This is a genomic window from Nocardiopsis alkaliphila YIM 80379 (assembly GCF_000341005.1).
Lineage (GTDB): Bacteria > Actinomycetota > Actinomycetes > Streptosporangiales > Streptosporangiaceae > Nocardiopsis > Nocardiopsis alkaliphila.
The window spans coordinates 24,814-40,113 of sequence record NZ_ANBD01000070.1 but is presented as its reverse complement, the minus strand read 5'-3'; the positions used below and the strand labels follow the sequence as shown (position 1 = coordinate 40,113).

The 15,300-nt window shown below is 68.7% G+C and carries 12 protein-coding genes and 2 pseudogenes; 8 read left to right on the top strand and 6 right to left on the bottom strand.

The features are described from left to right. Window positions 1-50: 50 nt before the first annotated feature. Window positions 51-1,385, top strand: coding sequence for a hypothetical protein (locus D472_RS0110885; RefSeq protein WP_017604515.1), 1,335 nt, complete (start codon window positions 51-53; stop codon window positions 1,383-1,385). Window positions 1,386-1,436: 51 nt separating this feature from the next. Here the strand turns inward: D472_RS0110885 and ileS are convergent, their stop codons facing one another. Continuing rightward, window positions 1,437-4,637, bottom strand: coding sequence for an isoleucine--tRNA ligase (ileS, locus tag D472_RS0110880; protein WP_026117573.1), 3,201 nt, complete (start codon window positions 4,635-4,637; stop codon window positions 1,437-1,439). 371 nt (window positions 4,638-5,008) lie between these two features. Between ileS and D472_RS0110875 the strand changes: the two genes are divergently transcribed. The 4 genes and pseudogenes from D472_RS0110875 (at window position 5,009) to D472_RS0110860 (ending at window position 7,160) form a co-directional block, all read left to right on the top strand. Continuing rightward, complete coding sequence (locus tag D472_RS0110875; protein WP_017604513.1) at window positions 5,009-5,278, top strand: hypothetical protein; 270 nt, start codon at window positions 5,009-5,011, stop codon at window positions 5,276-5,278. A gap of 97 nt (window positions 5,279-5,375) precedes the next feature. Then, window positions 5,376-5,647 (top strand): annotated as a pseudogene (locus D472_RS26720) (TraR/DksA family transcriptional regulator); the annotation flags it as partial. Between the two features lie 29 nt (window positions 5,648-5,676). Then, the gene (lspA, locus tag D472_RS0110865; protein ID WP_017604512.1) at window positions 5,677-6,237 is read left to right on the top strand and encodes a signal peptidase II; all 561 of its coding nucleotides are present in this window, start codon (window positions 5,677-5,679) and stop codon (window positions 6,235-6,237) included. Continuing rightward, on the top strand, window positions 6,234-7,160 hold the full coding sequence (locus D472_RS0110860) for an RluA family pseudouridine synthase (RefSeq protein ID WP_017604511.1): 927 nt from the start codon (window positions 6,234-6,236) through the stop codon (window positions 7,158-7,160). Before lspA ends, D472_RS0110860 begins: the two co-directional genes overlap by 4 nt. Window positions 7,161-7,243: 83 nt before the next feature. Here the strand turns inward: D472_RS0110860 and D472_RS26715 are convergent. Beyond that, window positions 7,244-8,214: pseudogene (locus tag D472_RS26715) on the bottom strand (DMT family transporter). 115 nt (window positions 8,215-8,329) lie between these two features. Here D472_RS26715 and D472_RS0110850 point away from each other — a divergent pair. Beyond that, entirely contained in the window at window positions 8,330-9,238 is a 909-nt protein-coding gene (locus D472_RS0110850; protein ID WP_017604509.1) for a LysR family transcriptional regulator, read from the top strand. Window positions 9,239-9,306: 68 nt separating this feature from the next. Here the strand turns inward: D472_RS0110850 and D472_RS0110845 are convergent, their stop codons facing one another. The 3 genes from D472_RS0110845 to D472_RS0110835 all read right to left on the bottom strand — a co-directional run bounded on the left by D472_RS0110845 (window position 9,307) and on the right by D472_RS0110835 (window position 12,206). After that, a complete protein-coding gene (locus D472_RS0110845; protein WP_017604508.1) occupies window positions 9,307-10,989 on the bottom strand; it encodes a thiamine pyrophosphate-dependent enzyme in 1,683 nt (560 codons plus the stop codon). 162 nt (window positions 10,990-11,151) lie between these two features. After that, the gene (locus D472_RS0110840; protein WP_017604507.1) at window positions 11,152-11,466 is read right to left on the bottom strand and encodes an AzlD domain-containing protein; all 315 of its coding nucleotides are present in this window, start codon (window positions 11,464-11,466) and stop codon (window positions 11,152-11,154) included. After that, window positions 11,463-12,206, bottom strand: coding sequence for an AzlC family ABC transporter permease (locus D472_RS0110835; RefSeq protein WP_017604506.1), 744 nt, complete (start codon window positions 12,204-12,206; stop codon window positions 11,463-11,465). The genes D472_RS0110840 and D472_RS0110835 overlap by 4 nt, the downstream gene beginning before the upstream one ends. A gap of 266 nt (window positions 12,207-12,472) precedes the next feature. Between D472_RS0110835 and D472_RS0110830 the strand changes: the two genes are divergently transcribed. Next, on the top strand, window positions 12,473-12,910 hold the full coding sequence (locus tag D472_RS0110830; protein ID WP_017604505.1) for a GNAT family N-acetyltransferase: 438 nt from the start codon (window positions 12,473-12,475) through the stop codon (window positions 12,908-12,910). A gap of 166 nt (window positions 12,911-13,076) precedes the next feature. Continuing rightward, complete coding sequence (locus tag D472_RS0110825) at window positions 13,077-13,727, top strand: PaaI family thioesterase (protein ID WP_017604504.1); 651 nt, start codon at window positions 13,077-13,079, stop codon at window positions 13,725-13,727. 93 nt (window positions 13,728-13,820) lie between these two features. Here D472_RS0110825 and D472_RS0110820 read toward each other — a convergent pair whose 3' ends face one another. Next, window positions 13,821-15,080 (bottom strand): endonuclease/exonuclease/phosphatase family protein, encoded by a 1,260-nt coding sequence (locus tag D472_RS0110820; RefSeq protein WP_083903435.1) that lies wholly within the window; start codon window positions 15,078-15,080, stop codon window positions 13,821-13,823. Window positions 15,081-15,300 lie beyond the last annotated feature (220 nt).

The window sequence follows — 15,300 nt, the reverse complement described above, 5'->3', positions numbered from 1 at the left end:
CGAACAACTGAAGACTCCGGCTCAACACGTGTAAAGGCCCTGGTCGATCCGTGATCCTTAGCATCCTCGCCACCGTGGCGGTGCTGGCGGCCATCGCCGTCATCGCGGCCGCCCTGGTGTTCGCCGAAACCACCCTCGTGTACATCGCACTGGGCCTCGGCGGGCTGAGCGTCCTCCTCCTACTGGGCGCTCTGCTCCAAGGCAGGTTCGGCGCGGGCGAAAGGGACACGGCACGGACGGACGGTTTGGGGAAGTCGTCCGTCCCCGTGGCGCCCGCCGCGGTACCCGGCCATACGTGGCGACCGGAAGAACCCGGGCGCGTACCCGCACCGGCACGGGAGCCGGTGCGGGACACCCCTGCCCAGGAGCCCACCGCCCGGACACGGGAGGAAGAGGGCCAGGAGGATCCCGAGTTCGAGGTTCCCCGTTGGCAGACTCCCACCGTGGGCGACTGGCCGGAGCCGGTCGCAGTGGCCACGCCTGCGACCCACGAAGAAGACGAGCGCCTCCCGGACCCCGAGGACCTCTTCGACGAGGGTGTCGATCAGGAGCCCGCGTTCGCTTACCGCGTCCCCGAACACACCTCCCGCGATGATGAGCCCGTCGATGAGGCGGAGACACCCGCGGGGGCCACCGTGGCCCTTTCGGATGACGAGGGTGAGCGTCGCGACGATCGCTCGCCACAAGACGTTGAAGACCCCGAGTCCGATGCCGAGCCCGAACCGGCGATGTACGTCCATCGCGCCCTGGACCCCTCCTCCGGTGATGAGTCCACGGGCGCCCCCGAGCCCGACACGGTTTCCGAGGCCGAGGCGTCTGAGGTCACCGAGGTCGAGGAGAGCGAAGAGACCTCGGAAAGGGCCGAGAAGGCCTCTGAGGGCCTCGAGGGCGAGCGTTCCGAGTCCTGCGAAGGGAATGACTCCGATGAGCCCATCGAGCCACTAGAGGCCGTTGAGGGGGATCCGGACGAGACCGCGGCGTTCACTTACCGGATTCCGGAGGGTGTGCGTCCGGAGGCCGAGGCCGACGTGGCTCTTGAAACACCTGAGTCCGTTCAGACCGGGCCCGACACCGGTGATCTCGCGACGGATGCCGACGAGGAGTCGGACGCATCTTCCGAACGGTCCGAGGTGGAAGAGACTTCGCGCGATGGGGATGAGCCCGCTGAGGACGACCCGGATCAGACCGTCGTCCTCACCCGCGAGTCCGTGGAAACACACTCCGCATCCGATGATGAGGACAACGCGGTGGCCTACGCGGCCATCTTCGACGAGACGTCCACGGAAGACGATGTGCGGGACGAAGCGGACGAGCACGCGGAAGACGAGGCGGAAGACGAGGACGGAAGCGAAAAGAAGGACCCGGACCCGTCCGGCACGAACTGAGACGGCGCGAAGGGCGCCGCCCCCGGGAGGAGGCGGCGCCCTTCGTCGTATCTAGGCCTTACGGAAGGTGAAGGTCACGCCGAACTCCTCCGAACCGGCCGTGTACGGGGTGTCCTCGCCCGTACCCGACACGAAGGCGTCGGCCAGTACCTCGGCGGCGATGGTCCGACCATGCTCGGACAGCGCCTGACGGGCGGTCTCGTCCTCGGTGGCCCACCACACGTGGATCCGATCGGAGACCGCCAGACCGCTGCCCTTACGGGCCTCCTGAAGCATCCGTACCATCTCCCGGGCCAGACCGGCGCGACGCAGCTCCGGGGTCAGGTCCAGGTCCAGTGCGACCGTCTCCCCGGCCTCGGTGGCCACCGCCCAACCCTCACGGGGTTGCTCGGTCACCAGCAATTCGTCGGCGCTCACCTCGACCGGTTCCTCCTCGACCGTCACCTGGGCCCAACCGGTGGAACGCACCTGTTCGACCAGGGTCGCGGGGTCGGCGGCCTGGATGGCCTCGGCGACCAACGGGGTGCGCTTGGCGAACCGCTTGCCCAGTGCCCGGAAGTTCGGTTTCACCAGGTAGTCCACCAGGTCGCCACCGACCGAGGACAACGCGTCCAGCCCGACCACGTTCAGCTCCTCGGCCACCTGTTCCCGCAACTGCTCGGGCAGGTCCGTAAAACCCGGGGCGCCCACAAGGGCGCGGGCCAGCGGTTGGCGGGTGCGCACCGCCGAGTCCACCCGGGCCGAACGACCCAGCTCCACCAGTCGGCGGGCCAGCGCCATGTTCTTGGACAACTCGGGGTCGATGAGGTCGGTGTCCACCTCTGGCCAGGACGCCAGGTGCACCGAGTCGGCCGCGTCCGGGCGGCGCAACGCCGACCACACGTGGTCGGTCAGGAACGGCACGATCGGCGCCATCAGCAAAGTGACGGTCTCCAACGCCTCGAACAGCGTCGCGAAGGCCGAGGCGCCCTCCGGGGTATCGGCCCCGGCCCAGAAACGGCGGCGGGAACGGCGTACGTACCAGTTGGACACGTCGTCGATGAACGCGGTCAGCCGACGACCGGCGCCGGTGGTGTCGAAGTCGTTCATCGACTCGGTGACGTCGCGCACCACCTCGTTGAGCTCTGAGAGCAGCCACCGGTCCAGCAACGGCCGGTCTTGCGGCGCGGGCGCCTGGGCCAACCTGGAGTGATCCCAGCCGCTTCCGGCGTTGGCGTACAGGGTGAAGAAGGACGTGGTGCTGTAGTAGGTCAGCAGCACCTTGCGGACGATCTCCTCCAAGGCGGCGTGGCCGACCCGCCGGGCGGTCCACGGCGACCCGCCGGCCAGCATGAACCAGCGCAGCGCGTCGGCGCCGTGCCGGTCCATCACCGAGATGGGCTCCATGACGTTGCCCAGGTGCTTGCTCATCTTGCGGCCGTCCTCGGCGAGGATGTGGCCGAGCACGACCACGTTCTCGAACGAGTTGCGGCCGAACACCAGGGTGCTGACCGCCAGCAACGAGTAGAACCAGCCCCGGGTCTGGTCGATGGCCTCGGAGATGTACTGCGCCGGGAAGTTCTCCCGGAAGACCTCCTCGTTGGCGTGCGGAGCCCCCCACTGGGCGAACGGCATCGAACCAGAGTCGAACCAGGCGTCGATCACCTCGGGTACGCGGCGAGCGACTCGCTGCTCCTGTGGCAGGGACGGGTCCGCGTCCGGGTCGGGGATGACCACGTCGTCGACGTAGGGGCGGTGCGGGTCGAGGTTCGACAGGTCCTGGCCGCTGAGCTCGCTCAGCTCGGCGAGGGAGCCCACGCAGATCTGTCGGCCGTCGGGGAACTCCCAGATCGGTAGGGGGGTGCCCCAGTAGCGGTTACGTGACAGCGCCCAGTCGACGTTGCCCCGCAGCCACTCGCCGAAGCGTCCCTCCTTGACGTTCTCCGGAACCCAGTTGGTGACGTTGTTCTGGGCGATCAGTTCGTTCTTGACCTGGGTGGTCCGGATGAACCAGGACGGAACCGCGTAGTAGAGCAGCGCGGTGTGGCAGCGCCAGCAGTGCGGGTAGGAGTGCTCGTAGTCTTGGTGCCGAAAGAGCAGTCCACGGTCCTTGAGGTCGGACACCAGGGTCTTGTCGGCCTCCTTGAAGAAGACCCCGCCCACCAGTGCCAGGTCGGCCTCGAAGGTGCCGTCGGGACGCACCGGGTTGACCACGGGCAGACCGTAGGCGCGGCAGACGGTCATGTCGTCGGCACCGAAGGCGGGGGACTGGTGGACCAGACCGGTTCCGTCCTCGACCGTGACGTAGTCGGCCAGCACCACGAAGTGCGCGGGCTCATCGAAGGGCACGAGCTCGAAGGGACGCTGGTAGGTCCAACGCTCCATCTCGTTGCCCTCGAAGCGCTCACCGGTGAGCGCCCAGCCTTCACCGAGAACCTTCTCGAACAAGGGCTCGGCCACCAGGAGACGTTCGTCGCCGTTGGTGGCCACCACGTACTCGACGTCGGGATGCACCGCCACGGCCGTGTTGGAGACCAGGGTCCAAGGGGTGGTCGTCCACACCAGCAACGCGGTGGGGTGTTCGGGTGAGGCCAACGGGCCGGAGGTGACCGGGAACCGCACGTACACCGACGGGTCGGTGACGGTCTCGTACCCTTGGGCGAGCTCGTGGTCGGAGAGCGTGGTGCCACAGCGCGGGCAGTAAGGGCTGATCCGATAGTCGCGGGAGAGCAGGCCCCGGTTCCAGATCTGTTTGAGCGCCCACCACACGGACTCCACGTACTGGGGGTCCATGGTGCGGTAAGCCTCGTCCATGTTCACCCAGTAGCCCATGCGCTCGGTCATCGCGGTGAACGCGTCGACGTTGCGCAGGACGGACTCGCGGCAGCGGTCGTTGAACTCGGCGATGCCGAAGGCTTCGATGTCCTTCTTGCCGCTCAGGCCCAGTTCCTTCTCCACCGCGACCTCGACGGGTAGGCCATGGCAGTCCCAGCCGGCCTTGCGGTCGACGTGGTAGCCGCGCATGGTACGAAAGCGGGGGAAGACGTCCTTGAACGCGCGGGCCTCGACGTGGTGCACGCCGGGCTGGCCGTTGGCGGTGGGCGGTCCCTCGTAGAAGACCCAGTTCTCGTTGCCGCGGGTCTGGTCCAAGGAGCGCTGGAAGACGTTCTCCTTCGACCAGCGGCCGAGGATCTCGCGCTCCGTCGCGGGCAGGTCGATCTGAGCGGGCAGCCGTGGCAGCGCGCGGGATTCGGGCCGGGGGTCGTCGGTCACCGTCGTACCTTTCTCCATCAGGGATGTTCCTGACGGAGGGACGAGACCTGGGTCCCGCGGTACCACCCTCCTTGGAACCGTGACCGTGACCGCTGGGCGGTTCGGTGACGGATCCCACTTCATTGGGTCAACGCCGGTTCTACTGGGTGCGTCCGACCGTGGTGGGACGCCTGTTCTTCCGGCCGCTCCGGGGTGATCTTCGCGCTGGTCGTACCCCCGGGCTCACACCGCCCCCGGGTCGCTTGGACGGCTTGGCCACCTCTAGGCTGTGCCTGTCCGGTCGGGGCCAACGCTACTCGTCCCCATCGACACGGGTTCAGGATAACGCAGTACGACGAGGCGTACCGCTGAGCAGGCGAAGGGGTGCGGTGATGGCGGAGCGCACACGAGGCGCGGTGTTGGTGACCCTGTCGGAGCGGGAGGACGCCGAAGAGTTGGCCGAACAGCTCTTGGAACAGGGATACGAGCCCTGTCGGGTGCACCGGGACATGCTCGCGGGCGAGGATGACGCCGAGGACGTCGACTGGGTGATCGAGGTGCTCACCGGTCCGCACGGGGGACCCGCGGTCTTCGNGGTCTGGGGGGAGCCGCACCTGGCGTTGTTGGCGGAGGACTACGGCGGGTTCGCGTCGACCGAGTGATCCGGTCGTATCTCCTTGGGCCGTGAACCCCTTGTCCGGCCCCGGGGGTCTGGTCAGACTTCCTTCCATGACGATTCGCACCGCCACCCCCGATGACGCCACCGAACGGCTCGAGACCCCGGCCGAGGTCACCGGAGACGATCCCACCGACACCGAGGTGAAGGCGTTCCAACGCGAACACGAGTCGGCGTTGACCTACAATACTCGTGACCTGCTCGCCAAGGGCGAACGGGCGATCGAACGAATGGACGCGGGAGCCTACGGGGTCTGTGAGTCATGCGGGCAGGCCGTTGGGAAGGCTCGCCCACAGGCCTTTCCCAGGGCCACCCCCGTGCCGTCACCCGCAAACAGCGCGAGGAGCGTCGCTGAGTGAGGTAGAGCCCTCCGGGGACATCAACATGACCACGACCGACAAGACGAACGTCCGACCGCGCAGGTATCTGCTCCTGCTGCTGGTCGCGCTCACCGCGATCGCCGTCGACCTCGCCACCAAGGAATGGGCCCTGGCGACCTTCAGGCCTGGAGAAAGCGTCGACGTGATCGGCAGCTTCCTCCAGTTCACCCTGGTGTTCAACACTGGTGCCGCGTTCTCGCTGGGCACCGGTTACACCTGGGTGTTCACCATCATCGCCACCCTCGTGGTCCTGGCGATCGCCTACATCGGATGGCGGGTGCGCAGTGTCTGGTGGGGCGTCACACTCGGCCTGATGATGGGTGGCGCCGCCGGTAACCTCATCGACCGCTACTTCCGTGACCCGGGTCCCTTCCAGGGAGCCGTCGTCGACTTCATCCGAGTGCCGAACTGGCCGGTGTTCAACATCGCCGATTCCTGTGTGGTGGTCGGGGCCTGCTTGGTGGTCGCGCTGACCTTCAAGGGGCTCAACCTGGACGGGACGATGGTCTCCGACGAGGCGAAGGTGGCCGAGAAGGGCGTCGAGGGCGAGGGGAAGGACACATGAGCGATACCAGGAGCCTGCCCGTCCCCGATGGGCTGGAGGGTGACCGACTCGACTCCGCGATCGCGCGGATGTTCGGTCTGTCCCGGACCCGGGCGGCCGAGCTGATCGGTGACGGAGGCGTCCTGCTGGACGGCGCCGAGGCGGGCAAGTCCGACCGCGTCCAGGCCGGCGCCTGGCTGGAGGTGACCCTCCCGCCGCCGCCCACCGCCCCGGTACCACGCCCCGAAGCCGTTCCGGGTATGCGCATCGTGTACGAAGACGCCGACATCATCGTGGTCGACAAGCCGATCGGTGTGGTCGCCCACCCCACCGTCGGTTGGACCGGCCCCAGCGTCCTGGAGGGGTTGTTGGCCTCCGGGGTGCGATTGGCCACCAGTGGTGCGGCCGAACGCCAGGGAATCGTGCATCGGTTGGACGCCAACACCACCGGTCTGATGGTGGTGGCCAAGAGCGAGACCGCCTACAGCGTGCTCAAGCGGGCGTTCAAGGAACGCACCGTGGACAAGCGTTACCACACCCTGGTGCAGGGGCACCCGGACCCGCTCAGGGGGACCGTGGACGCGCCGATCGATCGTCACCCGGCCGGGGACGGACGCTGGGCCGTGGTCGCGGGCGGACGTGAGTCCGTCACCCACTACGACACGCAGGAGGCGTTCCGGGCCGCCAGCCTGTTGGAGATCAAGTTGGAGACCGGGCGCACCCACCAGATCCGGGTGCACATGTCCGCGTTGCGCCACCCTTGCGTAGGAGACATGCTCTACGGGGCCGATCCGACCCTGGCCGAACGGCTGGGGGTACGGCGCCAGTGGCTGCACGCGGTCCGTCTGGGCTTCGACCACCCCACCGAGCGCCGTCCGGTGGAGTTCTCCAGCCCTTACCCGGCCGACCTGGCCGCCGCCGTGGAAAAGCTTCGCGAGGAATAGCCCGGAGCCGACCCGGACCGCACGTTCGCCCGTGCCCACGCCGATCCGCGTGGGCACGGGCGCTCTCGTTTCCGGGTGGTCGCTCAGGTACCAGGTGGGCTGTCGGTGGGTCCTGTCCGGGCCGTGCTCGATGAGTGTGGCGCGGCTCGGCGGGTTCGCGGCCCGCGCATACGCAGGACGCCCTGGCACAGGGCGGCGCCCAGGATGATCACGAGCGCTCCCAAGGGCTGGTTCCAGGTGAGGGTCTGGCCCAGGAGCACGATTCCGGCGGTGATCGCCACCACCGGCACCACGTAGGTGACCGTGGTCGCCACGGTCGCTCCGGCGGCCCGGACGATGGCGTATTGCAGAACGTAGGCGAATCCGGTCCCGAGCACGCCCAGGGTGCTGATGGCCGCCACCACCCGCCAGCTCGGATCGCTCGGGACCCCGCCGAACCACGGCACGAGGAGCAGGAGGGGAATCGAGGCCGGCAGCAGTTGCAGGGCGCTCGGTTCCAGGGCGCCGTGCGAGGTTCCCGCCACGAAACGGCGCAGGTAGGGCGTGCCGATCCCGTAGCAGACGTTGGCGCCCACCACCAGGAGCATCCCGAGCAGGGCGTCACGATCGTCCACGGACACGGTGCCCAGGGAATTCCACACCCCGAAGACGGTGAGCACACCCACGAATCCGATGGCCGGCCCCAGGACACGGTCACGGTCGGGGCGTTCGTCGGACGGCAACAGCATCGAGAACACGACCCCGAACAGTGGGGTGGAGGCGTTGACGATCCCCATCAGGGCGGACGGGATGAGCCGTCCGGCGTACCCGAACAGGGTGAAGGGGGTGGTGTCGAGCAGCAGCGCCGCCACGAACAGGTGCCCCCACAAGCGAGGAGAGGTGGGCAGGCGCCCGCCACGCAGGTACACGAGCGCGAGCAGTGGCAGGGCCCGCTGAGCATACGTCCCAGGGAGAGTTGGACGGGGGTGAGGACCTGCGCGCCGATCCGGATCAGGACGAAGCTCATCCCCCAGACCAGCGCGAGCAGGGCGAACTTGGTGCGCCGGCCCGACAACCAGGCATGAGGAGTGGTGGAGGCGGCCGGGGAGGTGCTCGTGGACCGGTTCTACATCGCCCAATCTTCTTAGGTCCACTTCATTCTGCTTAACCCAAGCGTTAGTGTTCCTTACATGCTCAGTGTCGACCGGCTCCGTGTCCTCCACGCCATCGCCGTGCACGGCTCCCTCAGCGCCGCGTCCCAAGCCCTCCACGTCACCAACTCCGCGGTCTCCCAACAACTCGCCAAACTCGAACGCGAGGTGGGCCAACCCTTGGTCGAACGCAACGGCCGTGGGGTGCGCCTGACCGACGCCGCGGACCTGCTCGTCGAACACACCTCCCGCATCCTGTCCCAGGTCCAGCAGGCCGAGGCCGACCTGGAGGCCCACCGCGACGACGTCACCGGGCACCTGCGTCTGTCCGCCACCCCCACCGCCGTCCGAGGCCTTTTGCCCCAGGCCCTGCCCGCGTTACGCGAGGCACACCCCGGACTGCGAGTGGAACTGTACGAAGAGGAACCGCACGAGAGCGTGCCCACCATGGTCCGGGGCGAGGCGGACCTGGCCATGGTCGTGGATTGGGTGGGCAGGCCGCTACGCCTGCCCGAGGGGATGACCCGTGCGCCGCTCATGGACGACGTCGGCGACATCGCCCTGCCGGCCGATCACCCCCTGGCCCACCGTGAACTGCTCGAACTCGACGAGATCCGTGACCTGCCGTGGATCAGCTGGGGCCGTGGGTCCATCTGTGACGACTGGCTGCACGACATCATCCGACAGCGTGGCGGCGAACCGAACGTCGCGCACAACGTGGAGGAGCACCAGACCAAACTGGCGCTCATCGCCGCCGGAATCGGGGCCGCCGTCATGCCCCGCCTGGGCAGGGGACCCTTGCCCGAAGGGGTCCGTGTCGTTCCCGTTCAACCCGCACTGATCCGCCAGGTCTACGTGTTCTGGCGCACCGACGCCTCCCGTAGGCCCGCCATCCGTGCCGTGGTCCGGGCCCTGCGCGAGGCCGCCGCCGCGCACACCGGAGAGTGAGGGGGTCGGCTTCGTTCGTGGGCGGAACCGATCGCGACCTCGAACCCGATACGGGCTTCACCACCGACTCACCCAGATCCCAGCAGGTCCGACATGGTGGCGGTCGGACTGATCACCTCCGGGTCGGTGCGCACGTCCACCAGGGTCGGTAGGTCGGCGGCCACCGCCTCGGCCAGTGCCTTCTCCAGCTCCTCACGGGTGTGCACCGTCGACCCTCGAGCGCCCAAGGCGCGAGCGTACCCCGCCAGGTCCAAGGGACCGCTGATCCGTGTGCCCGCGATCCGGCCGAGCTCCCGGGCCTGGTGCATCGCGATCGTGCCGTACAGGCCGTTCTGGAACACCACCACGGTCACGGCCGCGCCTACCCGCACCGCCGTCTCCAGTTCCTGACCGGTCATCAACGCCCCACCGTCTCCGGCCACCGCCACCACCGTGCGGCCGGGCTCGGCGATCTTCGCCGCCACCGCCGCCGGGACGGCGTACCCCATGGCTCCGCTGGTCGGGGCGAGTTGGGTGCGCGGGTGCCGAAACCACCACCCTCGGTGCAGGAAGGAGGCGAAGTTTCCCGCGTCGTTGGTCAGCAGGGCGTCCTCGGGTAGTGCCCGGCGCATTCCGGCCACCACCGACCACGGGTGCATCCGCGGCCCCTGGTGCGGTTCGGTTCCACCGGGCAGGGTGGTGCTCTCCATCCACAGTCTGCGGGCCGCGCTCCAGTCCCGGTAGGGCGCCTGGCCCGGTGCCGCCGCCAAGGAGGCCAGGGCCTTGCCCGCGTCGGCCACCGCACCCAGCCACACCTGGTGGGTGGCGCCCACCTGCTCCGGGTCGATGTCGATCTGCGCCACCAGGGTCCGGCCGTCGGATTCGGGCAGCCGATACCCCTGGGTGGTCGTCTCGCTCATCCGACACCCCACCACCAGGACCGCGTCGGCGTCGGCCAACGCGCCCAGGACCGCACTGGGCGCCCCTAGCCCCAGGTGTCCCAGGTACAGGGGGTGGTCGTTGGGGAACACGTCCTGGCGACGCCAGGCGGCGTACACCCCGGCGCTGTAGCGTTCGGCCACCCGCACCAGATCCTCGCGGGCGAAGCGCGCTCCGCCACCGGCGATGATCACCGGTCGCACCGCACGGGTCAGCCAGTGGGCCAGACGATCCCGGTCCGCGTCCGCCAACGGTGGCCGAGGCGCCACGAAGGGTTCCGGTATCGGCCGATCTCCGACGCGCTGTCCGAACAGGTCTCCCGGGACCGCGATCGCCACCGGTCCGGGACGTCCGGTGGTGGCGATCCGAATCGCGCGGGCCGTGACCTCGGCCAACCGGTCGGCCCGGTGCACGGTGGTGGACCATTTGGTGATCGGTGCGTAGAAGGCGGTCAGGTCCACCTCCTGAAAGGCCTCACGGCCCAGTCGTTCGGTCTCGGCCTGGCCGAGGAAGACGATCATCGGAGTGGAGTCCTGCATGGCGGTGTGCACCCCCACCGCCAGGTTGGCCGCGCCCGGGCCACGGGTGGCGGCTGCGACGGCCGGGACCCCGGTGAGCTTGGCGTCGGCCTCGGCCATGAAGGCGGCGCCACCTTCGTGCCGAGTGGAGATCAAGGCCATGGCGGGGTGTTGGTCGATGGCGTCGGCCAGTTCCAGGAAGCTCTCACCGGGGACGGTGTAGCAGCGTCTGATCCCGGCTTTGGCCAAGACCTCCACGGCCGTGTGCGCGGCGGTGTCGGTGGGGGAGGGCGGCCGTCGTAGGGCAGGGGCCATGGAGGCGGGTCCTTCCATCGTCGCAAGGTCCACTCGAAGCGCGTCGGGAACGGGTGGTGTCCCCGGTCGCGTGCGGCCGACTCTGACAGGCGTCCCGAAGCCGGTCAAGAGTGGACCGGACGGCCTGTGGACAACTCGTCCCAGGCCGTCAAGCAACGGCGCTCAGAACCCCAAAGCACGCGATCCGGCGGTGACCACGGCCGCGGCGACGACCACGACGAGGAAGGGGGCCCGCAATATCAGGGCGAGCACCGCCGCACCCACCCCGGCCATCCGCGCGGTGTCCCAGGCCAGGGCCTGACCCTGGCCGCGCAGCGCCTCCACGGCGATCAACGCGGCCAACAGGGCCACGGGCACGGCGATGGCGAACCGTCGCAGCCAGGGGTTGTCCAACAGACGTCGGGGGGCGGCCATACCCGCGTACTTGAGCAGATAGCAGCCGACCGCGGTGGCGATCAGGACGGGCCACAGGGTCACGACCCCACCTCCTCGTTCCGGTCCATGGACGGATCCTTCTCGTTCGCGTCGGAAGCGATGGTCTTCGGGTCCGGCCCCAGCAGCGCGATCAACGCGGCGGAGGCGGCCAACAACACCGGCACCCCCGGTGGCAGGAACGGTGTGGTGGCCAGGGCCACACCCGCGCCCAGCAGGGCGATCAGCCGGGTACGGCCACCCTCGTCACGGAGTCGGGGCCACAGCAGCCCCAGGAAGATCGCCGGCCCCACCGCGTCCAGCCCGAACGCACTGATGTCGTTCACCCGCTCCGTCGCCAGGGCACCCATCAGGGTGGTGGCCGCCCAGAAGGATCCCAGCACCACGTAGGTGGTCACGAAGGCGGTGCGAGCGGAAACACGATCAGGCTGGGCCAGGGTCACCGCGGTGGTCTCGTCGATCACCCCGTGCGCGGCTGCCACACGTCGCATACCCCGCCACTGGAGTACATCCGTCAAACGCAGCCCGTACAGGGTGTTGCGCGCGCCCAGGAGCAGGGCGCCCAGCGCACCGGCGACGAGGCTGCCGCCACCGGCGATCACTCCGATCAGGGCGAACTGGGAGGCGCCGGTGAACATGAACGCGCTCAGGAAGACGGCCTGTGCGGGGGAGAGACCCGCGGCCACCGCCGCCGTACCGAAGGCCAGACCGGCGACGCCCACGGCGACACCGATGCCCAGGCCGTCGCGGACGGCCGGGGATCGTAGCAGAGACAGGATCTTCACATTCGTCCACGTGAGGAGGGGGCGGTCGCCCGTTTGGGCGTACTTGTGCCCTTGGTCGGATCATCGAATGAAGCAAGGTGGCCTCAGCAGGAGTGCGGGTGCCGTCCGTAGAGGTCCCGCATAGGGAACGGGTTCGGACCATCCGCGACCGATTCGTGTGCGCGAGTGGGCTCGATGCTGGGGCGAACCTCATTCGGTATTCCCATACCGCCAGGTTAGGACGTCGTTCCTGAGATCGGCCATGGTGGGTTCGTTAGTCTGCCCACATGCACAAGCCACAGATCCGCCGTGTCCGCGACGAACGTGACCGCGCGGCCGTCTTCGTCATCCGCGGCGCGGTGTTCGTCGCCGAACAACGAGTACCCATCGCCGAGGAATGGGACGAGCGTGATACCACGGCCGAGTTCCTGCTGGCCGTGGACGAGGGGGTGCCCGTGGGCACCGTCCGCCTGGTCGACCAAGGCGAGGGGGTCGGCCTGTTGGGGCGTATGGCGGTCCTGCCCGAGGGGCGCGGCAAGGGGACCGGTGCCGCCCTCGTGCGCGCCGCGGAGGAGACGGCCCGGGAGTTGGGCCTGAAGAAGGTGGAGCTGCACGCTCAGACCCACGCGCTCGGGTTCTACGAGCGGCTCGGCTACCTCGCCCACGGTGAGGAATTCCTCGACGCGGGCATTCCGCATCGACACATGGAACACGAGCTGACCTGACCGACCCGACCGGTAGTGCTCCCGGTCTCCATCGCGTGTGACAGGGAGCGCACCGTGGTGTCCCGTTTGGTTGGAATACTCCCGAGTAGGATTCGGTTTTGGCCTTTCGAGCCGGACCACCGCCCCCTGGACCGCCGAGAACGAACACCGATCCGACGAGGAAGACATGACGGTCAACACGCAGCAGACCACCGCCGACCCCCGGGCCTACGGTCTCCCCTTGGTCGAAGGCGCCGCCATCCCCACCGAGCTGCGCGCCCTGGTCTCTCGCGTCCACGACCTCATCGACGCCGTCGCCAACACCGAGGTCGACACCGACACGTTGGCCGATACCGCCGCCACCGTCCAGACCCTCACCGACCGTCTCAACGTCGCGCGCCGCCAGATCGGCACCATGGTCACCCGCGAGATCGGTGACGGCACCACCGAGGTCGGCACCATCACCAACATCGTCGCCGGGGACACCAACCCCGCCGCGCCTCGGCTCGCCCTCATGCGCACCGAGGAGGGCCTGCGCGCGGAGATCACCCTCAACACCATCTACCAGGGACCTCCCGGCCTGGTTCACGGTGGCTGGATCGCCGCCATGCTCGACCAGGCCGTCGGCAGCGTCTCGGCCATCGAGACCAGTCCCGGGCTGACCGCCCATCTGGAGGTCGACTACCGCAGGCCCACCCCGCTGTTCACCCCCCTGGAGATCACCTCCTGGGTGGAACGGGTCGAGGGCCGCAAGGTGTACGTCGCCGGACAGATCAAGGCCCACGGACAGGTCACCGCCGAGGGCAGCGCGCTCATGATCCGCGTCGAGGCCCCCTGACGGTCACCGACCCGCCTTCGTCGAGACCACCTCGTTCCCGCCGTCGTCCTCGGCACCAAGGGTGATGACGGGAGCGAGATCGTGGGCGATCCGTCAACGGAGCACATCCACCCAGACCATGCGGTGATCCGAACTCGGAAACGGGTAGTCGCCGGTCAACCGGAACAGCGGGTCGTCCACGGTCGGCCAGAACACGCCCGAACCCCGCGTCGGCAACGAACGCGACGGCAGCACGTAGTCCACTCGCAGATTGCCCGGCCCCGGCTCATCGACGAAGTCCGCACTGTCCAGCTCCGGAGCACCCACGTGCTCCTCGTTGGCGCCGCCTTGACGGGCGGCCGCGCCACGCCCGCCCTGGCTGGAGGGACGCACGTCCACGATGTGCCGATGCTCCAGCAGTTGCGTCATCGCCTCGGGGTGCCCGTCCCCATCGTTGGGATCGGCGTTCAGGTCACCGGCGATCACGAAGCGCGCTCCCGGGGCCAGACCGCCCCTCACCCCCGCGTCGTCGTAGACGTAGTCGCCCCCGCGTGGCGTGACGTAGTCCGCCCAGAAGCGGATCTCGTCGTGATTGCGCGCCACGTTGCGCTTTTCCGGGCCATCGAAGGTCGGTGGTGTGGGATGGGAGGCCAACAGGTGCACCGGGCGGCCCCGACCGGTGTCGATGGGCACGTCCCAATGGCTCTTGGAGGACAGGCGTAGCACCTCCAGGGCCTCTTGTGAGTAGAACGGCTCACCCGTCTCGGGGTCCGTGGGCAACATCGCGTTCGGCATGTCGGCCCAGCGGAAGGTCTGAAAGGTGCGCACCTGATCGGTGAGGATGGGGTACCTGGACAGCGCGGCCATCCCGTACCGGCCGGGGAAGGTCGCGTACCCGAAGGCGTCCTCGGCGTACTCGGGGCTGCCCGGTTCGGTCACCGCCTCGCCGTCACCGTTCAGGTCCACGCCCGAGGCCACACCGGTGTTGACCGGGGCGGAGTACACGTAGGGGTAGTCGATCGGATCGGCCCCGCTCTGCCCCACGGACAGGTAGTGGTCCTGGAAGCGGCGAAGTCCCAGGCCCTCATCATCGTGGTCGAACTCGTTGAGCAACAGCACGTCGGGGCGCACACGCTGGATGATCTCGGCGACGTTGCGAGCCTGTTCGCTGTCGGGCGTGGCCAGTTCCTTTGCCAGCAGCCCTTGCCCAGGGCGTTCCAGGGCGGTGTTGAAAGTCGCGAAACGCACTTCGTGCGCCCCCGGAGGCTCGGGGACCGAGGGCGAGTCGGTACCGGACGCGGGTGCGGCCATCAACGCGGAGGCGGCCAGTACGAGGGTGGCGGTGGAGGCCACTCGGCGGGTTCTTCGGGGCATGGAACTCATCCTCTCAGGGGGCGCGAGGCGCACCGAGCGGCGGAGGGGCAGCCCGTGGTGAACGTCGGGTGGGGTGGGACCACCCGACCGGTTCCCGAGCCGCTCGACGACGGACCGGGTCGCTTCAGGGGTCGGGCGCCGAAGCGATACCGGAACGTCATCGAGGCCGAGTCCCTATCGACGCGAGCCCGGCCTCGTCCACCGGAGTCGTCCACAGGCG

What these genes read in the sequence shown, in the direction of transcription:
- D472_RS0110830 (WP_017604505.1), top strand. Translation starts at nt 12,473, where the DNA reads ATGCACAAGCCACAGATCCGCCGTGTCCGCGACGAACGTGACCGCGCG.
- D472_RS0110820 (WP_083903435.1), bottom strand. Translation starts at nt 15,080, where the DNA reads ATGCCCCGAAGAACCCGCCGAGTGGCCTCCACCGCCACCCTCGTACTG.
- D472_RS0110825 (WP_017604504.1), top strand. Translation starts at nt 13,077, where the DNA reads ATGACGGTCAACACGCAGCAGACCACCGCCGACCCCCGGGCCTACGGT.
- D472_RS0110845 (WP_017604508.1), bottom strand. Translation starts at nt 10,989, where the DNA reads ATGGCCCCTGCCCTACGACGGCCGCCCTCCCCCACCGACACCGCCGCG.
- D472_RS0110860 (WP_017604511.1), top strand. Translation starts at nt 6,234, where the DNA reads ATGAGCGATACCAGGAGCCTGCCCGTCCCCGATGGGCTGGAGGGTGAC.
- lspA (WP_017604512.1), top strand. Translation starts at nt 5,677, where the DNA reads ATGACCACGACCGACAAGACGAACGTCCGACCGCGCAGGTATCTGCTC.
- D472_RS0110850 (WP_017604509.1), top strand. Translation starts at nt 8,330, where the DNA reads ATGCTCAGTGTCGACCGGCTCCGTGTCCTCCACGCCATCGCCGTGCAC.